Below are 24,890 nucleotides of genomic sequence, written 5' to 3'. Positions count from 1 at the left end.
CACAACGCCGTGTCCAAGGAGCGGCGCATCGGCCAGATGCGCATCAAAAAGCCGTCAAAAAAGGGGTCTCCCCCTCCCGGTTCCTTCCTCCTCCTCCCCCAGCAAAGGGGGCGTCATGCGAATCATACCGGCGGCGGATGTCATCGAGGCCGTAGCCACGATGTGCATGGAATCGAACGTGGAACTTCCGGCCGACGTATGGGCCAAGTTTCGCGAGTGTGCGGCCAAGGAGGAGTCTCCCTCGGCCAAGGAGATTTTCCGGCAACTGCTGGAAAATGCCGCTCTGGCCAAGGAAACCAGGCTACCTCTGTGTCAGGACACGGGGCTGGCCGTCTTTTTCGTGGAGCTTGGCGAGGACTGCCGGGTGGAAGGGGGCCTTCGCGAGGCTGTGAACGAGGGCGTGCGCAAGGGCTACAAGGACGGCTACCTGCGCAAATCCTCCTGCGATCCCTTCACCCGCAAAAACACCGGCGACAACACCCCGGCCATCATTCACATCGATCTGGTCCCCGGAGACAGGCTGAAACTCTTTTTCATGGCCAAGGGCGGCGGCAGCGAGAACATGTCCCGGGTGACGTTTTTAAGCCCCGCCCAGGGCTGGCCGGGCATCAAGGAGTTCGTGGTGCGCCGGGTGGCCGAGGCCGGTCCCAACCCCTGTCCGCCCACGGTGATCGGCGTCGGCATCGGCGGCAACGCCGAACTGTCGGCCCTTATCGCCAAAAAGGCGCTCATGCGCTCCCTTGACGACGTGCATCCCGATCCGGACATCGCGGCCAAAGAAAAAGAACTTCTCGACGCCATCAACGAACTGGGCATCGGCCCCATGGGCCTGGGCGGCAAGACCACCTCGCTTGGGGTCAAGATCGCCGTGGCGCCCTGTCATCTGGCCAGCCTGCCCCTGGCGGTCAACGTGCAGTGCCATTCCTCGCGGCACCGGGAGGTGATCCTCTAATGTCCACCACCTACAAGCTGACCACGCCGCTTTCGGACGAGGATGTCTCCAAGTTGGTCATCGGGGATGTGGTGCTTTTGACCGGCGTCATCTACACCGCCCGGGATGCGGCCCACAAACGCCTCGTGGAGTCCCTGGATAAGGGCGAGGCGCTTCCCTTCGACCTTAAAGGGGCGCTGATCTATTACGTCGGTCCCACTCCAGCGCCTCCGGGACGCCCCATTGGCGCGGCCGGTCCCACCACCAGCTACCGCATGGACAGCTACGCCCCGAGGCTCCATTCCCTGGGGCTCAAGGCCACCATCGGCAAGGGCAAGCGCAGCGACGAGGTCAAGGCGGCCCTTACGGCGCACAAGGCCGTCTACTTCGGGGCCACGGGCGGTGCGGGCGCGCTTTTGTCCCAGTGCATCAAGGCGGCCAAGGTCATCGCCTATGAGGACTTGGGCCCCGAGGCCATTCGCGAACTCACGGTGGAGGATTTTCCGCTTCTGGTCATAAACGACACCAAGGGCGGCGAGCTGTATGTCAAGCCCAAGATCGACTGATTTCCCGGTCGGTTTTGGCGGAGCACAGGCCCTGACGCGGCTTGGGCGGGAAACCGTCCGGGCCGCGTTTTGCGTGTGGCGGCGGGGGAGCATCCCCATTCAGGGGGCGAGGGAGGCCGACGCGTCGGCGTCTTCCCCAAGCAGCAGCAGGGCCCCGACCGGGGTCGCGTCGGGAAGGTTGGGGCCAAAGCGGCTTTCGTAGTATTCGAAGGCATCGATGATATCCAGGTAGGTTCCGTCGAATCCGGCGGCGACAAGTTTCCCGATGTACGAATCCGCATCTCCGAAGATGATCCGTCGCCAGCCGTCCATCCAGTAGCGGACCTTGTAGTTGCCTGCCCAATCCGGGTTTTCCGCATCCAGCCAGGGCGGCGGCGAGGTGGACCAGGCCGCCTGCCAGTAATCCCGGTAGACCTCGGCCTCGCCGATGCTCATGTAGGCCGCCACCAGCCGCGTTCCCCCATTCTTTTTGGTCTTGAGCGAGGCCACCTGGGCGGGCGTCAACATCGCGTCGGCAAAATAGGCGTCCATGATGATGAGGTCGTAGTCGGTGTTGCGCAGATCGTCGAGATAGGCCTCCACGGTGGCGTAGCCTTCATCCGGAGAGAGGAGATACAGGAGGTTTTTCGCCGCAGAAAGCGACGTCACATCGCCCTGGTGGACGTTGTAGGGACGGGCCGGATAGTCCGGAATGACGTCCAGGTCGCGTCTGGGGGCGGCAAAGGAGACATAGCCCCTGGCGGCGTTTTTGGCGTAGGAATCGTCCATTTTGGCGTGTGTTGCGCAGTAGTCGGCCACAAGGGGCGGGACTCCGGCGTTTTTGGCCAGGTCGAGATACCCGGCAAGATACGCGGAAACATCGTCCGCCGTGGGTTGGTCGTCGTCGGGATAGCCGTAGAACAGGCTTTCCTGGCCCGTGCCGCTGACGGCTGCGGCATAGTCGGCGGCCAGGGGGCCGGTGCTGTCCTGGCCCAGGCTGAAAAGCTCCACGCCGTTTTGGGGAATGATCAAAAAACCTGGAGCGGACGTGCGGGCGAAGGCGGCGATGTCTTGGACGAACTGGCGCATGGCCTGGCGATAGGTTTCGGCCTGGGCGGCAGGGGGAAACGCCCCGTGGATCGTCACGGCCATCCACATGACCAGGAAAAACAGCGGCAGACGGCGGACGGCGACAGGAACGGGCATCGGTTGCTCCCCGTGTCGGTGCGGTGATTGATGGCGTGAGAGTGAAACGCGCGACCGGGAAAAGTCAAGCCCATGGGACGGAGTGGGGGGCGTTGGTTGCGCCGCAAGCGGCAAAAGCCTCTCCCCGTCTTGCGCCAGGGCCCCGGCCAATGTGGTCAGCAGGGGCGGGAGCCGGTCAGTTCATTCAAGAAGGAACGCTCCTCCAGAGAGAGAACATCGCGGGAATAGGGAAGGGGCAGGCTGGTCTGCTGCCGATGCAATTCCAGGGCGGCCCGGATCTTGCGAATGATCTTGGTCGGGGGAGCGGATTTGCAGAAAAATCCGAAGATGGTGTTGTTGTTGATGACGTTCATGATGGTTTCCGGGGACGGGTCGTCGGCCAGAACGATGTGCACGATGTCCGGGCAAAGACGCCGCACCTTGGACAGAAAGGATCGGCCGTCGGGGGAGGGCAGAAACAGATCGGAAACCACAACGGAAAAGGGGCCGTTTTGCCTGAGACGGTTCAAGGCTTCAACGGGGTTTTTCGCGGTATCCACGCAAAAGTGCCGAGAGAGGATATGGGCGTGATAGGCGAGAGCCAAGGGGTCGCTGTCGACGATGAGCACTTTTTGTTCCATGCGCAAAATGGGTTTCCGGTGTGCCAGCCGGACGGAGAAGTCCCGGCGGTGGCGCCTTACGAAAACCAGCCTCCTGCACATGCTATGCAAAACTCGAACCATCGGGAGCGGGAAAAACCGGCCAGTCCTTATTTGGAGCACCGCCCCTCTTTTTTGAAGCTTTCGAAGAAATTGCAATCGCCCAGGTCGCAGGCCGCGCGGTAGTCCCGGCAGGCCGCCGCGTCATCTCCCATGCGTTCATGGGCCAGTCCCCGGTTGGACAGGGCGGCGGCGTCGCCGGGGCGTAGGGAAACGGCCGTATTGTAATCCGCCAGGGCCTTTTGCTGGTCGCCCAGGTTATTGTAGGCGTTGCCCCGGTTGTTGAAGATGTCCGGGTCCGTGGGGTTGAGGGCGGCAGCCTTGTCCAGGAGCTCCAGGGCTTTTTTATGGTTGTTTTTTTTTGAGGCGGCGAGGGCCTGCCGGAACAATTCCATGGCCTGGACGCGCTGTGCCGGATCGATTTGCTGCTGTGGCGTGGCCGGTGCAGCCGGTGCATTCGGTGCGAAGTGTGCAATCGGTGCAGTCCGGGAAGTGCCGCCGTGAACCTCGGAGGCCACGGGGATGATGACCGCCTCATCCGTTTTACGTTCCGCGGCGCGGCCCTGTTGTCCCGTATGGGATAGCCGGGGCGGAGGCGGCGCAGCCGGTTCGGTCGGCGCGTGTCCAGCGGCCGGGAAGGATCTGCCCAGGCTGACGCCGGAGGGATCCTCCCCGGGGGGCAGGGTCTTGACGTCCTCGCTGACCCGCTCCAGGCGTTTGAGGGACCGCTGCCGTACTTCGTCCTTGGTCAGGGCCGTTCCCGGCAGGGGAAGGGCCAGACAAACCAGCAGGGTAACCGCGCCGACGACAAGGTGGTGCATGCTCATGAGGGTATATGCTGTGGGGACGTCCCCGCTTATCTGGCCGGGATGGTTATGACCTGACCGTCGCGGATGTTGTCCGCCGACAGACCGTCGTTGGCTTTGAGAATCTCGTCCACGGAGAGGCCGTGTTTTTTGGCGATCTTGGTCAGGGTGTCCCCGCGCTGGATGGTGTAGGAGGCGGCGCCCTGCTTTTCCGGCGCTTTGACAGCTGTCGCCGGGGCTTTGGCCGGGCCTGCGGGTTTGGCCGTGGCCTGGGGCTCGGCCGACTTGGCCGGGGCCTTCTCCGGCTCCAGGGTCACGGTGATGTCGGGTTGCACGGCCGCAGTCGGCGCCTGGGCCGAGGGTCTGGCCGGAGTCGGCGTCAGTCGGGCCACCTGGGGCGTTTTTTTATCCACGACCACGTCCGTATAAAAAGTCTTGTATTCGGCCTGGTCGAGAATGCCGTCTTGATCCGCGTCGTAGGCCGCGAAATTTTCCACCACGGTGTCCGGGTAGACGAACACCAGTTCCTCGAAGATGATGCTGCCATCCTTGTCATGGTCCACGTTGGCGAAGGATTGTTTGTCTTCCTTGGAGCAGGACAGGGAGGCAAAAAGCAGGCACAGGGCGAGCAGCAGGGATGATTTTTTCATGGGGTGTCCTTTCTTACGCCATTAGGAAAAAGGGCTGGGTAAGGGTCGGGCGCGGGCCGCACAAGGACGGCGGGCGGAAACAAAAACGCGCCGAACGGGGATCGTGTAACCCATCGCGCCACGAAATTCCAGGAATCCCCATGGGGAGAATCCGGGGGGACGTTGTGCCCCGGGCATGCTTTCCCTTGGGCCTATTGCCTTGAAACCCACGAAAAAAGCTGATAGCTAGCCCGGACGCATCCATGCGGGAGCGTATCGTCACCGGTGTGGCGCCCGGACTTCAAATCCGGTGTGCGGTCGCGAGGTCGCAGGTAGGTTCGACTCCTATACGCTTCCGCCATCACTTGCTTTTTCTTGCTTACGCCAGATATTCGTACTTCTTTTCCCGTCGACCAGCCCCGCCTCAGCCCCGCAGGCGCCCCATGACCCGGATCGTTTGGCGCAGGCCTACAGCTTCATGCCGTATTGGGCCACCTTGTGCCGAAAGGTGCGGGAACTGATCCGCAAAAGTTCCGCCGCCCGGCTTTTGCTGCCCGATGCGGCGGCCAGGGCCCGGCGGATGGCCCGGGTCTCCGCCTCGCGCACCGCCGCCTCCAGGCTCAGACAATCCGGCTCAGGCCCGCCGGAGTCCCCGACCGTGTCGCAGCGCATTTCCAGCGGCAGGTCTGCAGCCATGATCTCCATGCCGTCCGGATGCAGAAGCACCACCCGTTCCATGAGGTTTTTCAGCTCCCGCACATTGCCCGGCCACAGATGATCCTCCAGGGCGCGTCGAGCGCAGGGGCGCAGATCCAGACCGTGTTTGTGATGGCGATGGCGAAACAGATCAAGAAAGTGCTCGGCCAGGGGCAGGATGTCCTCGCGCCGGTCGCGTAGCGGCGGCAGGGATATGGGCACGACGTTTAATCTGTAGTAGAGATCGGCCCGGAAAAACCCCGTCTGGACCATCTCGGGCAGACTGCGGTTGGTGGCGGCCACGATGCGGGCCAGAAAGGGCAGATCCTTCTCCCCGCCCAGGCGCTTGAAGGTGCGTTGTTCCAGAACGCGCAAAAAATCCACCTGGTTGGGCTGGGGAATCTCCCCCACCTCGTCCAAAAACAGGGTGCCGTCCTCGGCGGCCTCGAAACTTCCCTTCTGGCGGCGATTGGCCCCGGTATAGGCCCCGGCTTCATGCCCGAAAAATTTATCGGCAAAGAGTTCTCCCTTGAGCACGCCGCAGTTGACGGGAACAAAGGGCTTTTCGCGCCGGTTGCTCAAGGTGTGGATGAGCCGGGAGAACAGCTCCTTGCCCGTGCCGGATTCCCCATAGACCAGGATGGGCGCGTCGGACCCGGCCACCTGCCCGGCCACCCGACGAAGGGCCCGCATGGCCGGGGAACGGAAAAGAAATGCCGGTCCGTCGGGCCCCAGGGCAAAATCGTTGTCATCGTCGACCGGCAAGAATTTGCCGGAGCGGGAAGCGGGGGTGGACATGGCGGTATCTCCTGCCGGGAGGTGCGTCGAACCGGGATATCGTGGGTGTGGGCCCCTCGCGGCGGCAATCTCATGCCGCACAAGGGGGTTGCCTCTCTCCCGGTTGATTCGGGGTGTACGCTTTCTGCTGGCAAAGCGGCAAAATCTTGCCGTTAAGCGGCGTGTTTTTGCCGATACGCCCCGGGGCGGCGCCCGTCAAGCCCGTGTTTGTGCGGTTTTTCACTTGGTACGGTTCTTGATCTAAAAGGGCGCCGCGCGAGGCCATGCCGTTTGGCCGCGGCCCGGCGGCGGACCTGGCCGGATGTGTCCACGGGGCGAGGCCTCCGGGGATGGACCAACGAACACTACATGCGAAAAGGGAGAACGGTAAGGACATGAGAGCGAAACCGATGCGGATGACGATTCTGGTCGCGGCGTCCTGCCTCCTTGTGGCGGGACTGGTCTGGGCCGGGGCCGATGCCGGGGTGGGCGCCGAGAGCGCGGCCGCCGTCAACGCCATGACCGGCGCGTCGAGCGACACGCCGTGGTGGATGTGGCCCATCATTTTGTTGGGATTTTGCTTTATCCTGGGAATCATCGCCGTGCTGGCGGGCGTGGGCGGCGCCGTCCTGTTTGTTCCCCTGGTCAGCGGATTTTTCCCCTTTCACCTGGATTTTGTGCGCGGTACGGGCCTGCTTGTGGCCCTGGCCGGCGCCCTGGCCGCCGGTCCAGGTCTCTTGCGCCGCAATCTGGCCAGCCTGCGTCTGGCCCTGCCCGTGGCGCTCATCGCCTCGGCCTGTTCCATCGTTGGCGCGTTTGTGGGCCTGGCCTTGCCCACGGATGTCCTTCAACTCTGCCTGGGCCTCACCATCATGTTCATCGCCATTTTGCTTTTGACCTCCAAAAACGTGGTTCGTCCCCATGTGGAAAAGCAGGACGCCGTCGGTCTGGCCCTGGGCATGAGCGGTATCTACACCGAGCCCTCCACGGGTGAAGTGATTTCCTGGAAGACCCATCGCACCCTGCCGGGCCTGCTCCTTTTCATTCTCATCGGCCTCATGGCCGGCATGTTCGGCCTGGGCGCGGGTTGGGCCAACGTCCCGGTGCTCAACATGCTCATGGGCGCGCCGCTGAAAATCGCAGTCGGCACCAGCAAGTTTCTTTTATCCATTACCGACACCTCGGCAGCCTGGGTCTATCTGAACAAGGGCTGCGTCATCCCGCTCATGGCCATTCCCTCCATTATCGGGCTGATGCTCGGTTCCTTTGTCGGGGTGCGCCTTTTGGCCGTGGCCAAGCCCAAGTTCATCCGCTACATGGTCATAGGCGTCTTGTTGTTCTCCGGCGGACGGGCCTTTCTCAAGGGGTTCGGCATCTAGGATGGGTTTTCGCGCCCGCGGCGAAGGGTATCGTTTTCAGGTATAAACGCGAGAATTGCACAGGAGCATCCCATGACGTCCACGAAATACGACAAGACTCCCAAGGAGCAGGTTCTCTACGCCAATATGCTGTTTTACGGCTGCTGGTCGGGGCTTGCAATTATGATCGTCACCTATCTGATCTATGCCTTCGGCATTCTCGAGCCCCATGTCCCCATGGAAGTCGTGACCAGCGCCTGGTTCAAACCCGTGCAGGAATACCTGACCGTCGGGCAGGTTCCCGTGGGGTGGGGCTGGGCCACCCTTCTTAATAAGGGCGATTTCCTCAATTTTCTGGGCATCGTCTTGCTGGCGGGTATGACACTGGTGTGCTACATTCCTCTTATCGTGGCATATTTGAAGAAAAAAGACACCCTGTTCGCCATGATCGCCGTGCTCGAGATCCTGGTTCTGGCCTTTGCGGCCTCGGGCATTGTTGGCGGCGGCGCGCACTAGCGACGGCGTAACATCGGAAACAAACATCACAACCGTGGAGAACTCCGTGCGCACCGCACCATGCCCACCCAACGCGCTCGCGCCGGATCTCGCCCGACTGTCGGAGATTCTGGGCGGCCTGCCCATCGGCATCGCCGCGTTGGACCTGGACTGCCGCATCGTGTTCATGAACAAGGCCCTGGAAGATCTCACCGGCTTTACCAGCCGTGAGGCCGCCGGGATCCCCTGCCATCATGTTCTGCGTTGCGGCCTGCATCTGCGCGGCGTCCGGCAGACGGAAACGGCCGGGCGCGGCGATGAGCCGGTCAAGGGCAGGGAGACGGACATCATCGACCGTCATCGCCACAAACTTCCCGTCCGGGTCAGCCGCATCGATGTCAGGGATGAGAAAGGCGCGGTGTTCCTGTTCCTTGAGGCCTACGAAGACCTGGCGCCGCTGCGGGATATGGAGCGGCGGCTCAAGGACGTCGCGGGGGCCGGGGAACTGATCAGCCGGGGCGAGGCCATGGAGCGCATCAAAAAGGTGCTCCCGGCCATCGCCCAATCCGACTCCCCGGTCCTGGTCACCGGCGAGACCGGCACCGGCAAGGATCTGTCGGCCCAGGTCATCCACAAAGCCTCCCCCCGCGCACGCGGTCCCTTCGTGCGGGTCAACCTGGGGCCCATGCCCGAGCATCTGCTGGAGATCGAGCTGTACGGCCGGGTGGCCGAGGAGGGGGAGGCCGTTCCGGGCTGTTTTCAGCGGGCCAACGGCGGCACCCTGTACCTGTCGGAACTCGCCGATCTGCCCGCCGCCCATCAGGCCGGGCTGGTGCGCGTTCTGGACGACCAGACCATCATCCCGGCCGGTTCGGACAAGGGCGTGCGGGTGAACGTCCGGCTGGTCGCCGCCACCCACAAGGATCCCGAGGAATTGGTGCGGGCCGGGGTGTTGCGCGAGGATCTGTTTCATCGGTTGAGCGCCGTCCGGGTCCATCTGCCGCCGCTTCGGGACCGGGGCGAGGATGTGGAGTTTCTTTTGACCCATTTCCTGTCCCGTTTCGCCGCCCGGTTCAAAAAAGACATCAAGGGCTTTTCGCCGCGCGCCATACGGATTTTGCGCAGCCACCCCTTTCCGGGAAACGTGCGGGAACTCAAAAACATCGTGGAATATGCCGCCATGATATGCCAAAAGGACATGATCCTTCCGGCGCATCTGCCGGGGCATATCCTGGCCGCCCTCAAGGTCGGCGAGTCCCCTGCATCGGGGCGGCCGGGAGACAGCCGGGGACGGAAGCGTTCCTAAACCCTCAATCGCGACCCATCGGAAAGGCATGAGCATGCGCACCAAAAAGATCCTGATTCCCCTGTTCCGGGACGAGGTGGCCCCCAGGTTCGACCTGGCGGGTGAGGCGCTGATCGTGGCCGTGTCCGAAGACGGGACCGTGGAGGGACGGCAAAACCTGGTTCTTCCCAACGCCTCGGCCGACGACCTGTGCGACCTGGTGCTGGCCCGGGACATCGATACGGTGATCTGCGGCGGCATCGAAGAGGAATATTACCATTATCTGCGCTGGAAGCGGGTGGACGTGCTGGATGCCGTGGCGGGCACGGCCGAGGCTGCGTTGACGCGATTTCTGGCCGGAAGGCTCAAGTCCGGGGATATGCTCTTTACGGGCGGTGACGGTCGTGTTTAAGACCATTTTACGCCACTCGTTCAAGGATCTGCACGGCAGCGAGGACATCCTGTCCCCCGAGCGCTACATGAGCCTGCGGCGCAAGATCGTGGGGCTTATGGCCGTGGTCTCCGTGGTCCCGCTTTTGCTCATGGCCGCCATCAACTACTATGAATACCGGGCGGCCCTTGGCCGGGAAATCCAAAATCCGTTGCGCATCCTGGTGTCCAAGACCAAAAATTCCTTTGAGCTTTTTTTAGCCGAGCGCACCTCCACCGTGAGCTTCATCGCCTCGGCCTATCCCTTCGAGGAGCTGGCCCAGGAAAAAAATCTCAAGCATATCTTCAAGGTCATGACCCAGGTCTTCGACGGCTTTGTGGACCTTGGGCTGCTCGATGAGAACGGCGTCCAGGTGAGCTACGCCGGACCCTATTCCCTGGCCGGGAAAAACTACGCCGAACAGAGCTGGTTCAACCAGGTCATGATCCGGGGCACCTACATCAGCGACGTGTTCATGGGCTACCGGCATTTTCCGCACATGGTCATCGCCGTGCGCCATATGGATGAAAACGGCAAAAACTGGGTGGTCCGGGCCACCATCGACACCACCCGGTTCGACCGGCTCATCGCGGCCATGAGCCTTGAGCCCGACAGCGACGCTTTTTTGCTCAACAAGGAGGGCATCCTCCAGACCACGTCCAATTATTACGGCAAGGTGTTGGAGCGTCTTCCCATGGCCATGCCCCCCCAGGGCTACGAGGCCCGGCTGGTGGAGACCCAGGACCACAACGGCGAAGACATCTACCTGGCCTATTCCTATTTTCCGGAGACGGATTTCGTGCTCATGGCCGTCAAACCCCGGGGATCGGCGCTCAAGACCTGGTACATGGTCAAGGGCGACCTGCTTTTCATCTTCGTGCTCGGGGTCATGGCCATCTTCCTGGTGGTCTACAAGATGACCGACCTGCTCATCCAGCGCATGCGCGAGAGCGAGGAACGCCGGGAACTGGCCTTTCGTCAGGTGGAGCACGCCCAGAAACTGTCCTCCATCGGGCGTCTCGCCGCAGGCGTGGCCCACGAGATCAACAACCCCCTGGCGGCCATCAACGAAAAGGCCGGGCTTATGAAGGATCTTCTCGGGCTGCGTCCGGACTTCCCGGATCGGGAAAAGTTCATCACCCTGGCCGACGCCATCCTCAAAAGCATCCGGCGCTGCCGGGACATCACCCACCGCATGCTCGGCTTCGCCCGGCGCATGGACGTCAGCTATGAAGAACTGGATATCAACGAGGTCTTGACCGACACCCTGAGCTTCCTGGACCAGGAGGCCAAACACCGGGGGGTGACCATCGTTCGGGAGCTCGACGAGTCCCTGCCGCGCATCCTGTCCGACCGGGGCCAACTCCAGCAGGTGTTCCTGAACATCTTGAACAACGCCCTGGCCGCTGTGCCCGACGACGGGAACATCGAGGTCAAGACCGGCGAGATCGCCCCGGATTCCCTGGTCATCAGTTTTCAGGACAATGGCTGCGGCATGTCCCAGGACACCCTCGAACACGTCTTCGAACCCTTTTTCACCACCAAGAAGGGCACTGGCACGGGCCTTGGCCTGTCCATCACCTACGGCATCATCAAAAAACTTGGCGGCGACATTGCGGTAACCAGCAAACAAGGCGAGGGAACCCTTTTCACCATATACCTGCCGAAATCGGCCAGGAAGGAAACGGCAAGCTGATGGAGAAAAAAGACTGGAACGTGCTTTTGGTGGACGACGAACGCGAGTTCGTGACCACCCTGTCGGAACGCCTGGCCCTGCGGGGCATCGCCTCCCGGGTGGTCTTCGACGGTGAGAGCGCCCTGCGGGAGGTGGCCGAGAACCCGCCGCACCTGGTGATCCTCGACGTGATGCTGCCGGGCATGCGGGGTCTTGAGGTGTTGCGCGGCATCAAGGCCGGGTTTCCCAACGTCAAGGTGATCCTTTTGACCGGCCACGGCACCACCAAAAACGGCATTGAGGGCATGAAGCTGGGGGCCTTCGATTACATGATCAAGCCCCTGGATATCGACGTGCTCATCGAAAAGATGACCGAAGCCGCAGGCGGCAGGCGGTGAACATGAACGCCTCCGGGGAGAACAAAAAGCAGGCCGGGCGTGAGGCCGCATTCATGGGGGCGGTGACCGCCTCCATCACCCATGAGGTGCAAAACGTACTGGCCATCATCCAGCAATCCGCCGGGCTCATGGGCGACCTGTTGCACTTAAGCCGCAAGGAATCCCTCAAGTCCTTGGGGTTTCGCAAAGGATTCCAGTATCACGACAAGTTTTCGACCCTGATTGCGGCCATGAACGAACAGGTGGAGCGGGGCTCGAATTTAAGCGACGGCCTGAACCGTCTGGCCCATGTGCCGGACAGCCCGGCGGCAACGTCGGATCTGAAAAACGCCACGGGACTTCTGTTTTCGCTCATCGGGCGCATCGCCCGGAAAAGGCGGATCGAATTCGTTCTCGAGCCCGGAGATGAGCGCCAGCCTCTTCAGGCCCAGTGTCCTCCCATGCAGGCCTTGATGGCCCTCTACGGCGTGGCCCAGGCCCTGATCGAGGCCCTGTCCGGTTGCGTGGTCCGGGTCGTCGTGGGCACGGCTGAGAACGGGCCCGTCGTGGATTTTCTTTTGCCCGAGGGTGGCGCGGGATCCCCGCCCGTGGTCCTTCCCGAGTCTTTAGGCGGCGGGGAGGGGGCGGGGGGCCCCGTTGCGACAACCCAGGCGGATCGGATCAGGCTGGTTTTTCCCCCATGCCCGGCTGACGCGGCAGGGGACTGACCATAGGCGCATCCGAGGGGGACCGTCCCCTTGGCGACTCGATACGGCGGATTGAGGCGCGCATGCGCCGTACCCACGCGAACGAAATGGTCCGACGGGGCAGCCCCCGGACCAGAGACTTTCCCCCCAGGGGGGCCGAAACACGAGGAAGGAGAAGCAAATGAAAAAGATCAAGCTGCTTTTGGTGGACGACGAGGAGAACTTCGTCAACACCCTGGCCGAACGCATGAAGATGCGCGATGTGCCCTCCAAGGTGGTTTTCAGCGGCGAAGAGGCCCTGGAGGCGGTCAAGGTCGAGGCCCCCGACGTCATGGTCCTGGACTTGCGCATGCCCGGCATCGACGGCATGGACGTCCTGCGCAAGGTCCGCAAGGCCCACCCCCATGTCCAGGTCATCATCCTTACCGGCCACGGCACGGATCTGGATGAGGAAGAGGCCAGGAAGCTCGGCGCCTTCCATTACCACAAAAAACCCATCGACATCGACGAGCTGTTGAGCACCGTCAAAAAGGCCTATCGGGAAAAGATCGAGGACGCCATGGTGGCGGCCACCTTCGCCCAGGCCGGCGAGTTCGACGAGGCCCAGAAGATCCTGGACGAGGACGGCAAATAGCCTTGCCGTGATTGCGGCGGGCGTTTGACGGGCCTGCCGGAACATGCCCGGGGCGCTGGACGTGGCCACATGGCGTGGCGCATGGCCGCCATGTCGGCGTCCCGGAGTGGTTGGGGTGGAGACGGAAATGCCGGAGCGGGTGCTGTTGGTGGACGACGAGGTCGATTTTGCGGACCTGTTGGCCGAGCGGCTGACCTCCAGGGGGCTTTCCGTCCTGGTGGCCCACGATGGCGAGGAGGCCTTGCGCGTGTTGGCCGGGGTTTCCGGTGACGCCGCATCCGGGCCGGGCGAGGTGGACGTGGCCGTGCTCGACGTCAACCTGCCCGGGAAAAGCGGTCTGGACGTTTTGCGCGAGATCAAGGCCGAAAGGCCCCATGTGGAGGCCATCATGCTCACCGGGGCCACCGAGGTGGGCACGGCCGTCACCGGCATGAAGCTTGGGGCCGTGGATTATCTGCTCAAGCCCGTGGACGTGGAGGTGCTGGTGGCGGCCATCCGTCAGGCGGGCGCCCGGCGGGCCGAAAAGATGGCGGGCCTGCGCATGATCGAGACGGTCAAGCTGGCCGCCGTGGGAACCCTGGCCGAGGGCGTGGCCCATGAGATCAACAATCCGGTCAACATCATGTTCCATGAAGCGGGCTGGATGGAGGATCTCCTGCACGACGCGGACATCCCCGACGCGAAGCTTCTCGGCGAACTGCACACCTCCATCACCCGCATCCTGTCCCAGGGGCGGCGTTGCCGGGGCATCACGGCCAAGCTCTTGAGCCTTGGCGGACGCATCGATCCGCGTCCCCAGAAAATTCGTCCGGACAAACTGGCCGGGGCCGCCGTCAAGGCTGTCCGCGACCGGGCCAAGACGCTGTCGGTGCGCGTCAAAACGGACTTCTCCCGGGACATCCCCGAGCTTTTCGTCCCTCCGGCCCATTTGGAGCAGATCTTTTCCCATTTGGTGGACAATGCCCTGGACGCCATGGACGGCGCGTCCGAACGGGAGAAGGTGCTGGCCCTCAAAGGATGGCTGGAAGGGGAGAATGTGGTTTTCACCGTGTCCGACACGGGTATCGGCATTGCCGCAGCCAACATGGCGCGCATTTTCGATCCCTTTTTTTCCACCAAGGAGGTGGGCAAGGGATCGGGCCTGGGGCTGTCCATCTGCCGGGGCATCCTGACCGCCCTGGGCGGGGATATCCGGGTGGAAAGCCAGCTCGGCGAGGGGACGACGGTCACCGTGACCCTGCCGCTGATCCCCCTGCGGCCTGACGCCGCAGCCGCCCCGCACTGAGCCCGGGGGGCCCGGGGAACCTCCCGGACGGCGGCCCGGTGGATCACCTGTGCCGGGACAGGTAGTCCGCGACGGCCATTTGCACGGCCTTGGCCGCGATGCGCGCGCTTTTGCGCTTGTCCTTGGGCAGACCGCCCAAGAGTTCAAGGATATCCTCCGCCTGCATGGCCGCCGCCTGGCCCGGGGACTTGCCCAGGGCCAGCTCCACGGCCGCGTCGGCGCAGACCACGCTTGAGGCGCAGCCGTCCGCGTAAAACGAGGCCTCGCTGATGCGGCCTTCCGCGATGCGCAAAAAAAGGGTGATGGTGTCGTCGCAGGCCCCGGAAACCGTGGCCATGGCCGATGGGTCGAACATGACCCCCACATGGCGAGGGGCCTTCCACCGGGCCACCACGGCCTCCCCGAAATAGGCCACGGCGTCGGCGTCGCACATGGCCTGGAGCTCTTCGGCCAACCGGTCGAAGTCGCTCATGAACACACCCCGGACATGGCCAAGGCCTGATTGACGTAGCCTCGCAGGTCGGCGGTGGACAGGCCGGGGATGTAGATGGCCTCCTTGGGGCAGGCGCCCTGGCAGGCCCCGCACCCGCTGCACAATTCCGGGGTCAGGCGGATGATCCTGGCGTTGAGCCGTTTGGGGTTGGTGGCCACTTCCAGACAATTCCGGGGACAGACGTCCACGCAGATGGCGCAGCCGTCGCACACCTCTTTGCGGATGGCCGCCTTGGGTTCTTTGCGGGGAAACGTGGTCTCGTTTATGAAGTGCACGGTATCGCCTCCGTCTTTTTTTTCACGGCATGTCGTCGCCGGATTTCACGCTGTTCGATATCCTTCCCGCCGGGCGTTTGGCAACGCGAAATCATGGGTTCCCGTCCTCCCGACAAGGCTTTTGATCGGATAAAAGTGTCAGAGATGTACCCGGTCCAAAGTGTCAGCGGTGTTTCCGGCTGCACACCATCCCATGGCCTCCTGCCTCCCTCCGACCGAGCCCCTTGCCGAAGGGGAGCCCAGGGATTACCTTCGGAAAAAATTGCCCCGGCGTCGCTTGAGGGGACAACACCAAGGCATTGGAGACGGATATGGACTGCAACGAGACGCTTCAGGATCTGTTCGACGCCTGCACCTGGCGGGAAAAAACCTTTGGCGAATTGCCCAAAGACCCGGGAAGCATCCGCTATTTGTGGCGGGCCGAGGATGCCGGTTTCGCATCGCTTTTTTTCAAGTCCGGCCTTTTGACCGAAGAGACCTCGGCCATCCGGCGTTCGCTGTACCTGGGACGGGAACCGGGGGGAAGCTGGGCCCTGTGCGTGGCGGAACGCACCCGGGAGGACTTCGACCCCAAAGAGGTGGGGCGGGGGATCACGGCGCTGATGGATATGGGCAATATCCGGGCTGCCCTGGGCAGGGCCAAGGCCAACTGATCAGGCGTGGCCGGGGAGCGGGTTTCGCGCGATTCCCGGAAAACCATCCGATTGGACGTTGTGCAAAAAGGAGCGATGGCGCCTGAAACCGGGTTTGATGGAATCGGATTATCCGTAAGCGAACGTTTTCCGTGATGGCGCAACTGGTGCTACGACTGGCGGCCGTCCATGTGCACGACATGGGCGGCCGTTTTGCGTGATGGGGACGGCCCTGGCCGTCCAGGGGGATGCGGGAGGCACGCGCCATCCCGTAACGTTTGCGCTATGCTTTGTGGCATGAATTTATAATACGTAACACGACAAGCCGTTGCCGTTCGCATCGACAAAATCAAATACATACCGCCTTCTCCTATTGAAAATCCCCGTTGACCCGTTTGTTGATTTCATCTATCTTCTCAATACTTATGTATAAATTGCATCGATAGGCGCAATCGGAAAAGATGATGTGAAGAATTTCACCTGTCCATGGGCAGACGCCACGGCCAGGTTGGGAGGATGGGTGAAACCCATCCGCAGGTCCGGATCGATCATGGTTTCCGGAAGCTCGGCGCAGGGGCGGCCAGCGGATGGAAGTCGTTTGCGCAACCGGCGTGCGGCGGCAGAATGGCCGCACCTGCCGGATGGAGAGGGTGCTGTTGAGGGCTGTGCCTGTCGACAGTGTTAAATCCACAGAAAACACGATGGTCGCGGTTGCATCCACACCATGTCCGGTACCGATTTTTGTCGGGCGGGCAGGCGGGGGGTGGAGTTTGGTCGAAATGCAGTTGGTTCTTCGGAACCGCGAGAAGAGACGGTCGGTAACGGTGAACAGGGCTTTCCCGGAAAACGGGGCGGCTCAACCCAAAGCGAAAGGGGGTTTCAATGTCGGCGAAAAAACTCGGTTCGGTCATGGTCGTAGGCGGCGGCATCGCAGGCATGCAGACCGCGCTCGACCTGGCCGATTCCGGCTACTACGTCTATCTGGTCGAGAAAAAAGCGGGCATCGGTGGGGTGATGGCCCAGCTTGACAAGACGTTTCCCACCAACGACTGCGCAATGTGAATTATCTCTCCCAAGTTGGTCGAGTGCGGTCGGCACTTGAATATCGAGTTGATGACGCTTTCCGAGGTGGTGGCGGTCGAGGGCGCCCAGGGCGATTTCACCGTGAAGGTGAAGCAGCATCCGCGCTACATCGACATGGACAAGTGTATCGCCTGCGGCCTGTGCGCCGAGAAATGCCCCAAGAAGGTGGGCAACGAGTACAACGAGGGGCTGGACAAGCGCAAGGCGGCCTACATCCTGTACGGCCAGGCCGTGCCGCTCAAATACGCCATTGACGCCGAGAACTGTATTTACATTCAGAAGGGCAAATGCCGCGCCTGCGAAAAGTACTGTCCCACCGGCGCGGTGAATTTCGACCAAAAAGAGACCATTATCGACGTCAACGTCGGTTCGGTCATCCTGGCCCCGGGACTTAAGCCCTTCGATCCCACCGTCTTCGACACCTACAACTACGCCAACATCCCGGACGTGGTCACCAGCCTCGAATACGAGCGGCTCCTGTCCGCCTCCGGACCGTGCATGGGCCATCTGGTGCGGCCTTCGGACCATACCGAGCCTAAGCGGATCGCCTGGCTCCAGTGTGTCGGTTCGCGTGGCATCAACAAGTGCGACAACGGGTTTTGCTCCAGCGTCTGCTGCATGTACGCCATCAAGCAGGCCATCGTGACCAAGGAGCACACCACCGGAGACGTGGAGCAGACCGTCTATTACATGGACATCCGTTCCCACGGCAAGGACTTCGAAAAATACTATGTGGATGCCGGGAAAAAAGGCATCAACTTCGTGCGCGCCCGTCCCCATTCCTTCCTCCCCGGCCCGGACGGCAAGGGCGTGAAAACGCGCTGGGTGGACGAGCAGGGCGTCGAACACAACGATGAATACGACATGGTGGTGCTGTCCATCGGCCTTGAGGCCCCGGCCGACGCCGCCGCCCTGGCCAAAACCGCCGACATCCGCCTGGACAAGTACCGCTTCGCGGAGTGCGACAGCTTCGCGCCGGTGGCCACCAGCCGGGATGGCATCTACGTGGCCGGTTGCTTCCAGTCCCCCAAGGACATCCCCCAGTCCGTGACCGAGGCCTCCTCGGCGGCGGCCTGCGCGGCCATCACCCTGGCCGAGAGCCGGGGAACCCTGACCAAGGAAAAGGTCTATCCCCCCGAGAAGAACGTATCCGCCGACGCCCCGCGCATCGGCGTGTTCGTGTGCTCCTGCGGCATCAACATCGCCGGGGTGATCAAGGTGGACGAGGTTGTGGAATACGCCAAGACCCTGCCCGGCGTGGTCTTCGTGGAAAACAACCTGTTCACCTGCTCCTCGGACACCCAGGTGCTCATCGCCGAGAAGATCAAGGAGCATGCCTTGAACCGCATCGTGGTCGCGGCCTGCACCCCCCGCACCCACGAGCCCCTGTTCAAGGACACCCTGCGCGAGGCCGGGATCAACGAATACCTGATCGAGATGGCCAACATCCGCAACCAAAACAGCTGGGTGCATGGCGGCGAGCCCGAGAAGGCCACCGCCAAGGCCAAGGACCAGGTGCGCAGCGCCGTGGCCAAGGCCGGGCTTCTGGCCCCCCTGGAATACCTCTCGGTCAACGTGGTTCAGAAGGCCCTGGTCATCGGCGGCGGCGTCTCCGGCATGACGGCGGCCCTGGGCATCGCGGACATGGGCTACGAGACCGTGCTGCTGGAAAAGAGCAACATCCTGGGCGGCAACGCCCTTCGCCTCAACAAGACCTGGAAGGGCGAAGAGATCAAGCCCAAGGTCGAGGCCCTGGTCAAACGGGTAAAAAGCCATCCCAAGATCAAGGTGCTCACGAACGCCATGCTGAAGACCGCTGTCGGCTCCGTGGGCAACTTCGTCAGCGAGATCGAGGTCGGCGGCGAAACCCTGGCCGTCAACTACGGCGTGGGCGTGGTGGCCACCGGCGGTTCCGAATACAAACCCACGGAATACCTCTACGGCCACGACGACCGGGTCAAGACCCACCTGGAGTTCGACGCCTTCCTGGACGTCAGCGCCAGCGAGGCCAAGGCGGCCCAAAACGTGGTGTTCATCCAGTGCGTGGGCTCGCGCGAACCCGGCCGTCCCTATTGCAGCCGGGTGTGCTGCACCCATTCGGTGGAGTCGGCCATCGAGCTCAAAAAGCTCAATCCCGACATGAACGTCTTCATCTTCAACCGCGACATCCGCACCTACGGGCTGCGCGAGGATCTCTACACCGAGGCCAGGCGTCTGGGCGTCATCTTCGTGCGCTACGAGGTTGAGAAGAAGCCTCAGATCATAAAAGACGGCGACGCCCTCTACGTGGTGGGCGACGACCCCATCCTGGGCAGAACCCTGAAGATCAAGGCCGACTACCTGGTCCTGGCCTCGGCCATCGTGCCCAACCAGACCAAGGAGCTTGTGGAGCTCTACAAGTGCTCCGTGGGCGCGGACGGCTTTTTGACCGAGGCCCATCCCAAGCTTCGGCCCGTGGATATGTCCGTGGACGGACTCTTCCTGGCGGGGCTTTGCCACTATCCCAAGCCCGTGGACGAGGCCGTGGCCCAGGCCCAGGCGGCCGTGAGCCGGGCCGGGGTCATCCTGGCCAAGTCGGTCATGCCCCTTGACTCCATCAAGAGCATGGTCACGGACAAATGCGACGGCTGCGCCTTGTGCGTGGACACCTGCCCCTACAAGGCCATTTCGCTTACGGTCTATGTGGAGAACGGTCGCGAGCACAAGCGCATCAGTACGGACAAGGCCCTGTGCAAGGGCTGCGGCATCTGCATGGCCACCTGTCCCAAGCAGGGCGTCGATGTGGGCGGCTTCACCATGAACCAGCTCAAGGCCCAGGTCGAGAGCATTCTGATGGGCGTCTAGCGCTTACGCGGCATGATACGGAGGCGGTTGCGACCAGCGACCGTCTCCGGGATGAATACACCATCATCATGCGGCGGGCGGGACGCCCCGATGCGCCCGACGCCGCATGAGGAAAAAGGAGAGGCAACCATGGCTGACACCTATGAGCCGGTGATCATCGGCTTTCTCTGCAACTGGTGCGCCTATGCGGGGGGCGATCTGGCCGGGGTTTCCCGGCTGCAGTACCCCGCGAACATGCGCGCCATCCGGGTCATGTGTTCCGGGATGGTCCATCCCAATCTGATCGTTGACGCCCTGCGCAAAGGCGCGGACGGCGTCATCGTCATGGGCTGACACCTCGGGGAATGCCATTACCTGGACGGTAATAACAAAGCGTTGGCTAGGGCTGAAGGCGCCAAGGTCGTTTTGGAGGATCTGGGCATCGATCCGGAGCGTTTCGCCATCGAGTGGGTCTCGTCGGCCGAAGCGCCCCGGTTTGCCGAAGTGGTGACCGCCTTCACGGACAAGATCAGGTCTCTCGGACCCAATCCGCTCAAGAAAAAAACGGCCGCCTGTGCGTGCGCCTAAGTCCGGGAGGAAACCATGGTCACAATAGCGGAAGAATGGCTCAACTCGTGTTCGGGTTGTGAGATCGCGATCTTAAACATCGGCGACGTCCTGGTGGACCTGCTGCCGCAGCTTGAGTTCGTCCACATCCCGGTTCTCATCGACAAAAAATACTACGGCCAGACCGGCGAAAACACGGAACTGGACATCCCCGAGGCGGTGGTGGGCATCGTCTCCGGCGGCGTGCGCAACTCCGAGCACCTCGAAGTGCTCAAAAAGATGCGCGAGCGCTGCCAGATCCTCATCGCCCTGGGCACCTGCGCCACGGACGGCGGCATCCCGGCGCTGGGCAACATGTATTCGCTCCAGGAGATCAAGGACTTCATGTACCGGGAGTCGCCGACCACCGTGCCCGGTCCCGACCCGGACTATAAAACCTACCACATCCCCGAGGCCTTCGAGACGGTCACCGCCCTGGACGAGCACGTCAAGGTGGACATCAAGCTGCCGGGTTGCCCGCCGCACCCGGATTGGATCACCGCCGCCGTGCTGGCCCTTCTGGACGGCAAGACCGAGCTCAACCTGCCCGAGCGCTCCGTGTGCGACACCTGTCCCACCATTCGCAAAAGCAAGAAGAGCACCGGGGATCTCAAGCGCATCCTGGAAGCCCCGGAATTCGATCCTGATAAGCCGGTCGATGACATGCGCTGCCTCCTGGAACAGGGATTTATGTGTCTTGGCCCGGTCACCCGGGCCGGGTGTTCGGGAATGACCGGCACGGCCCCCCGGTGCATCGCCACCCGCGTTCCCTGCCGGGGCTGCTACGGCCCGATCAAGGACGGGGCCCTGCCCATCGTCGATTACGTGGGCGCGCTGTCCACCGTGGGCTACGACCCGCGCAAGATGGTCGACCGCCGGGGCTTTTTGTGCCGGTTCAACGGCGCGCACAGCGTGCTCAAAAAACTGGGCTGATCGGATGAAACGGCCCGGGGGCAGGCGTCTGAGGCTCTCTTCCGGGCCATGAACGGATACGGACGCTTTTTTCTTGAACATATTCCTGGCTCGACGCCTCGGCAGTCGGCCCGGGATGAAGAGGAGAACCGCATGGCTTCGCCAAATACCGCCAAAACGATCCGCGTCGCACCGGTGACGCGCATCGAGGGCCACGCCGGGTTCGAGATCATGCTCGACGACAGCGGCAACGTGGTCGACGCGCGCATGGCCATCATGACCCTGCGCGGCTTTGAAAAGTTTGTTGTGGGTCGGCCCGTGGAGGAGGTCCGGGACATCGTCAACCGCATCTGCGGCATCTGTCCCTGGAACCATCACCTGGCCTCCTGCAAGGCCGCCGACGGCTGCCTGGGCGTCACCCCGCCCCCGGCCGGACGCAAACTCCGGGAACTGTGCCACATGCTGGCCTTTATCCCGGACAAGATCCTGCACTTCTACTTCCTGGCCGCCCCGGACTTCGTCCTTGGCCCGGATGCCGACTATTCGGTCAGAAACGTGGTGGGCGTCGTGGGCGCCGCGCCAGATCTGGCCAAGCAGGTCGTGCATATGCGTTACAAGGTGCAGATGGCCCTGGAAAAGTTCGCCGGAAAGGTCATCCACCCCATCGCGGCCGTTCCTGGCGGCTACTCCCGGCCCATGCTGGAGGAAGAGCGCAAGGAACTCCTGGCCGTGGTCAAGGAGGCCCTGGACTTCAGCGTCTTCTCGCTCAATTTCGCCAAAGAGAACGTGTTCCCCAAATATCTGGACGTGATCAACACCGTCGGCGTGTTCCCGTCCGGTTACCTGGGCACCGTGCGTCCCAGCGACGGGGCGCTTGAGTTCCACGACGGCGAACTGCGCATGATGGATCAAAATGGCAACTACGAGCAGTTCAAGTACCACGAATATCAGGACTACATTGCCGAACATGTGGAGCCTTGGACGTATCTCAAGTTCCCGTACATGAAAAAGGCCGGCAAAATTAGCCTGGACGAGACCAACCCCGTGGGCGTCTACCGGGTCAACTGCCTGGCGCGCATCAACGTGTGCGACAAGATGGCCACGCCCCTGGCCCAGAAGGAACTGGAGATCTTCCGCTCCGCCTTCGGCCGTCCGGCGCACCAGACGCTTCTGTACAACTATGCCCGTCTGATCGAGCTCATCCAGTGCTGCGAACGCGCCGAAGAGCTCTTAAACGATCCGGAGATCACCAGCCGCGAGGTGCGTCACCAGAAGATCGAACCCCGGGCCGGCGAGGGCGTGGGCTGCCTTGAGGCCCCGCGCGGCACGCTGATCCACCACTACAAGACCGACGACAACGGGCTGGTGACCATGGCCAACCTGGTGGTGGCCACGGGACACAACAACGCGGGCATGAACCTGGGCGTCAAACAGGCCGCCAAGGCCCTGATCAAGGACGGCAAATACGACCAGGGGGTGCTCAATACCATTGAGATGACGATACGAGCATATGATCCGTGAATGAGCTGCGCCACCCACCGCCTGGACGGCGGTATCGCTCTCGAAGGCCGCATCTACGACAGCAAGGGCAAGCTCCTGGATACCCTGCGTAACTACTAAGAAGTTCGACACGCGGCGCCAACTGCCGTACAAAAGGCCGTCGCCCCTGGCGACGGCCTTTTGTCACTTTAACATCAGGAAGGAAACCACGTGGATTGGTCGCTCATGTTCGAGAAGCGGGTGATGGTTTTCGGATGCGGCAACATTCTGAGGGGAGACGACGGCCTGGGACCGGCCGTGGTCAACATGCTGGAAGAGCAGGGCGGGTTGCCGGACGATGTGGGCCTTTTGGACATCGGCACCTCCATCCGGCAGGTGCTCCTGGACATGCTGCTCATGGACCCCAAACCGAAACGGATCATCGTGGTGGACGCGGTCACCGAGCCCAGCCGCAACGCCGGAGAATTCTGGGAGATCGACGTGGACATGATGAGTCCGAAAAAGATCAAGGATTTTTCCCTGCACCAGTTTCCCTCGGTCAATCTCCTCAAAGACATCAAGGAACAGACCGGGACCGACGTGCATATCCTGGTGGTGCAGACGGGGTACATCCCGGAGGAGATCACCGATCAACTGACGCCCGAGGTGACGGAGGCCCTGCCCAAGGTGGCGGCCCGGGTGCGGGAGTTGTGCCTTCTGCCCTGATCCGACGCCGGGTTTGCGCGAGGCACGGAAAAAGGGCCTGGAACATGTCCAGGCCCTTGATATCGTTATGGCAGCCCCAGGCAGGCCCGCCACGTAACGCCTGCCGCGTGGCGGCCCGGTGGGCGCATGTCGGCCTGCATGACCGCTTTTGCCCCGCACCCGGCGCGTCCGGGACTTAATCCACGCCCAGCACCACGGAAAAGGCCTTGAACATGGCCCAGATGGGGTCGCCGACGGCAATGCCCAAGCGATTCACGGACTCGTCGGTGATCAGGGCGCAGACCTCCGTTTCCTCATCCACGGCCACCACCACCTCGGCGGCGATGGCCCCCATGTTGATGCGCAATACCTTTCCGTACAACCGGTTGCGCATGCTGCTGACCGGGGCGTCGTCGTCCTTGACCAGGATCACCAGCGGGGCCTTGATGCTGGCCGTCACCAGGACGCCTTCCCGGATCTCGAGTTTCTCCAGGCTTTCGTTGGTGATGACCGAAACCAGTTCGTGCCCCCGGGGGGTGATAAGCGTCACCTCGGACAGGATCGTTCCGGTGCGGACACGGGACACCTGGCCGGTGAAGGTGTTGCGGGCGCTGGTTTTCATCCTGGCCTCCTTGTGGATGTAATAGCTCACGAGGGTTTGGATGTCTTCCCGGGTGAAGCTCAGGTAGTGGGCGGTCAGGTTGACGGAGCCATGCCCCAGGATGGTCTGGACGACGGTTAAGGGCACGCCGCCCCGTAGAAGCTCCACGGCCCGGGAGTGGCGCAGGATGCGCGGGTTGCAGAGTTCCTTGGGCAGGCCGCATTCCTGGCCCCGTTCGTAGAATTTGCGCCGGACGTAGCCGCCGTCCATGTGCAGGACCGAACCGCGCAGGGACAAAAATGCGGGATCGTCGAAGCACCGCGCCAATTCGTCGGCCACCGCCTGGGGCAGTTTGACCTCCCGGGGCAGGACGTCGCCCTCTTTCGCGCCCCCGAAACGGACCACTCCCGTCCGCCACTCGATATCGGCGCGGTCGTCAAGGGTCAGCACCTCGCCGAGCTTGGCCCCGCAATGGCGCAGAAGCAGAAATATCACCCACACCCGCCCCCTGGAAAGCCGCACGTCGGGCCGCTTGGCGCGATCCTTCCAGGCCGTGAACGCGGCCGTAAGCGCGTCCAATTGGCCGGTTTCGAGATGCTTGATGTCGCCGGGGACGGAAAAAATCTTGGCCGGACAGGGCCGCCCTGGCGCCATGGTCGCGGCGGTCGGACATGGACCGGCGACCCGGGCTGCCTTTTTGGTGTGAGCTGTGACCATCCCTGTGCTGTCTCCTGAGGTCGTCTGGCG

General features: G+C 62.5%; 25 protein-coding genes and 1 tRNA gene. 18 read left to right on the top strand and 8 right to left on the bottom strand.

The window, feature by feature from the left end; translation table 11 throughout:
- The first annotated feature begins 115 nt into the window (after nt 1-115).
- The gene (locus V3572_RS07960; RefSeq protein WP_332110448.1) at nt 116-952 is read left to right on the top strand and encodes a fumarate hydratase; all 837 of its coding nucleotides are present in this window, start codon (nt 116-118) and stop codon (nt 950-952) included.
- Nucleotides 952-1,497 carry a Fe-S-containing hydro-lyase gene (locus V3572_RS07955; protein WP_332110447.1) on the top strand — a complete coding sequence of 182 codons (546 nt, stop codon included), beginning with the start codon at nt 952-954 and terminating at the stop codon, nt 1,495-1,497. Before V3572_RS07960 ends, V3572_RS07955 begins: the two co-directional genes overlap by 1 nt.
- A gap of 99 nt (nt 1,498-1,596) precedes the next feature.
- On the opposite strand, the gene V3572_RS07950 is transcribed toward V3572_RS07955, so the two are convergent.
- The 4 genes from V3572_RS07950 to V3572_RS07935 form a co-directional block, all read right to left on the bottom strand.
- Nucleotides 1,597-2,682, bottom strand: a complete 1,086-nt coding sequence (locus tag V3572_RS07950; protein WP_332110446.1) for an endo alpha-1,4 polygalactosaminidase — start codon at nt 2,680-2,682, stop codon at nt 1,597-1,599.
- A 155-nt stretch (nt 2,683-2,837) separates the two neighbouring features.
- The gene (locus tag V3572_RS07945) at nt 2,838-3,290 is read right to left on the bottom strand and encodes a response regulator (protein ID WP_332110445.1); all 453 of its coding nucleotides are present in this window, start codon (nt 3,288-3,290) and stop codon (nt 2,838-2,840) included.
- A 140-nt stretch (nt 3,291-3,430) separates the two neighbouring features.
- Nucleotides 3,431-4,207 (bottom strand): tetratricopeptide repeat protein, encoded by a 777-nt coding sequence (locus V3572_RS07940; RefSeq protein ID WP_332110444.1) that lies wholly within the window; start codon nt 4,205-4,207, stop codon nt 3,431-3,433.
- 29 nt (nt 4,208-4,236) lie between these two features.
- Nucleotides 4,237-4,836, bottom strand: a complete 600-nt coding sequence (locus V3572_RS07935; RefSeq protein WP_332110443.1) for a LysM peptidoglycan-binding domain-containing protein — start codon at nt 4,834-4,836, stop codon at nt 4,237-4,239.
- 246 nt (nt 4,837-5,082) lie between these two features.
- Between V3572_RS07935 and V3572_RS07930 the strand changes: the two genes are divergently transcribed.
- Nucleotides 5,083-5,176: transfer RNA gene (locus V3572_RS07930), tRNA-Sec, on the top strand.
- Between the two features lie 107 nt (nt 5,177-5,283).
- Here the strand turns inward: V3572_RS07930 and V3572_RS07925 are convergent.
- On the bottom strand, nt 5,284-6,309 hold the full coding sequence (locus tag V3572_RS07925; RefSeq protein ID WP_332110442.1) for a sigma-54 interaction domain-containing protein: 1,026 nt from the start codon (nt 6,307-6,309) through the stop codon (nt 5,284-5,286).
- A 374-nt stretch (nt 6,310-6,683) separates the two neighbouring features.
- On the opposite strand from V3572_RS07925, the gene V3572_RS07920 reads away from it, so the two are divergent.
- The 9 genes from V3572_RS07920 to V3572_RS07880 all read left to right on the top strand — a co-directional run bounded on the left by V3572_RS07920 (nt 6,684) and on the right by V3572_RS07880 (nt 14,534).
- Entirely contained in the window at nt 6,684-7,667 is a 984-nt protein-coding gene (locus tag V3572_RS07920) for a sulfite exporter TauE/SafE family protein (RefSeq protein ID WP_332110441.1), read from the top strand.
- A 72-nt stretch (nt 7,668-7,739) separates the two neighbouring features.
- Nucleotides 7,740-8,162, top strand: a complete 423-nt coding sequence (locus V3572_RS07915) for a DUF1634 domain-containing protein (RefSeq protein WP_332110440.1) — start codon at nt 7,740-7,742, stop codon at nt 8,160-8,162.
- Nucleotides 8,163-8,208: 46 nt separating this feature from the next.
- Entirely contained in the window at nt 8,209-9,447 is a 1,239-nt protein-coding gene (locus tag V3572_RS07910) for a sigma 54-interacting transcriptional regulator (protein ID WP_332110439.1), read from the top strand.
- A gap of 34 nt (nt 9,448-9,481) precedes the next feature.
- Nucleotides 9,482-9,838 carry a NifB/NifX family molybdenum-iron cluster-binding protein gene (locus tag V3572_RS07905; protein ID WP_332110438.1) on the top strand — a complete coding sequence of 119 codons (357 nt, stop codon included), beginning with the start codon at nt 9,482-9,484 and terminating at the stop codon, nt 9,836-9,838.
- Nucleotides 9,831-11,552 carry a sensor histidine kinase gene (locus tag V3572_RS07900; RefSeq protein ID WP_332110437.1) on the top strand — a complete coding sequence of 574 codons (1,722 nt, stop codon included), beginning with the start codon at nt 9,831-9,833 and terminating at the stop codon, nt 11,550-11,552. The genes V3572_RS07905 and V3572_RS07900 overlap by 8 nt, the downstream gene beginning before the upstream one ends.
- Nucleotides 11,552-11,929, top strand: a complete 378-nt coding sequence (locus tag V3572_RS07895) for a response regulator (protein ID WP_332110436.1) — start codon at nt 11,552-11,554, stop codon at nt 11,927-11,929. Before V3572_RS07900 ends, V3572_RS07895 begins: the two co-directional genes overlap by 1 nt.
- Before the next feature lie 2 nt (nt 11,930-11,931).
- Nucleotides 11,932-12,636, top strand: coding sequence for a hypothetical protein (locus V3572_RS07890; RefSeq protein WP_332110435.1), 705 nt, complete (start codon nt 11,932-11,934; stop codon nt 12,634-12,636).
- Nucleotides 12,637-12,796: 160 nt separating this feature from the next.
- Entirely contained in the window at nt 12,797-13,249 is a 453-nt protein-coding gene (locus tag V3572_RS07885) for a response regulator (RefSeq protein WP_332110434.1), read from the top strand.
- Nucleotides 13,250-13,364: 115 nt separating this feature from the next.
- A complete protein-coding gene (locus tag V3572_RS07880; RefSeq protein WP_332110433.1) occupies nt 13,365-14,534 on the top strand; it encodes a sensor histidine kinase in 1,170 nt (389 codons plus the stop codon).
- 43 nt (nt 14,535-14,577) lie between these two features.
- Here the strand turns inward: V3572_RS07880 and V3572_RS07875 are convergent, their stop codons facing one another.
- Together V3572_RS07875 and V3572_RS07870 are read right to left on the bottom strand one after the other, a co-directional pair.
- Complete coding sequence (locus tag V3572_RS07875) at nt 14,578-15,006, bottom strand: iron-sulfur cluster assembly scaffold protein (protein ID WP_332110432.1); 429 nt, start codon at nt 15,004-15,006, stop codon at nt 14,578-14,580.
- A complete protein-coding gene (locus tag V3572_RS07870) occupies nt 15,003-15,302 on the bottom strand; it encodes a 4Fe-4S binding protein (protein WP_332110431.1) in 300 nt (99 codons plus the stop codon). The genes V3572_RS07875 and V3572_RS07870 overlap by 4 nt, the downstream gene beginning before the upstream one ends.
- 311 nt (nt 15,303-15,613) lie before the next feature.
- Here V3572_RS07870 and V3572_RS07865 point away from each other — a divergent pair, with 311 nt between their 5' ends.
- From V3572_RS07865 to V3572_RS07840, 6 genes are all read left to right on the top strand, one after another.
- Nucleotides 15,614-15,955 carry a hypothetical protein gene (locus V3572_RS07865; protein WP_332110430.1) on the top strand — a complete coding sequence of 114 codons (342 nt, stop codon included), beginning with the start codon at nt 15,614-15,616 and terminating at the stop codon, nt 15,953-15,955.
- A gap of 861 nt (nt 15,956-16,816) precedes the next feature.
- On the top strand, nt 16,817-19,861 hold the full coding sequence (locus V3572_RS07860; protein WP_332110429.1) for an FAD-dependent oxidoreductase: 3,045 nt from the start codon (nt 16,817-16,819) through the stop codon (nt 19,859-19,861).
- A gap of 129 nt (nt 19,862-19,990) precedes the next feature.
- Complete coding sequence (locus V3572_RS07855; RefSeq protein WP_332110428.1) at nt 19,991-20,428, top strand: hydrogenase iron-sulfur subunit; 438 nt, start codon at nt 19,991-19,993, stop codon at nt 20,426-20,428.
- A gap of 15 nt (nt 20,429-20,443) precedes the next feature.
- Nucleotides 20,444-21,379 (top strand): methyl viologen-reducing hydrogenase, encoded by a 936-nt coding sequence (locus V3572_RS07850; protein ID WP_332110427.1) that lies wholly within the window; start codon nt 20,444-20,446, stop codon nt 21,377-21,379.
- Nucleotides 21,380-21,511: 132 nt separating this feature from the next.
- Nucleotides 21,512-22,879, top strand: a complete 1,368-nt coding sequence (locus tag V3572_RS07845; protein WP_332110426.1) for a Ni/Fe hydrogenase subunit alpha — start codon at nt 21,512-21,514, stop codon at nt 22,877-22,879.
- A 189-nt stretch (nt 22,880-23,068) separates the two neighbouring features.
- Nucleotides 23,069-23,563, top strand: a complete 495-nt coding sequence (locus V3572_RS07840) for a hydrogenase maturation protease (protein ID WP_332110425.1) — start codon at nt 23,069-23,071, stop codon at nt 23,561-23,563.
- A 175-nt stretch (nt 23,564-23,738) separates the two neighbouring features.
- On the opposite strand, the gene V3572_RS07835 is transcribed toward V3572_RS07840, so the two are convergent.
- The gene (locus V3572_RS07835; RefSeq protein ID WP_332110424.1) at nt 23,739-24,860 is read right to left on the bottom strand and encodes a TOBE domain-containing protein; all 1,122 of its coding nucleotides are present in this window, start codon (nt 24,858-24,860) and stop codon (nt 23,739-23,741) included.
- Nucleotides 24,861-24,890: the final 30 nt, after the last annotated feature.

Origin of the sequence: Desulfolutivibrio sp. (genome assembly GCF_036584575.1) — a bacterium.
Taxonomy (GTDB): domain Bacteria; phylum Desulfobacterota; class Desulfovibrionia; order Desulfovibrionales; family Desulfovibrionaceae; genus Desulfolutivibrio.
This window is presented reverse-complemented; position numbering and strand designations above follow the sequence as displayed.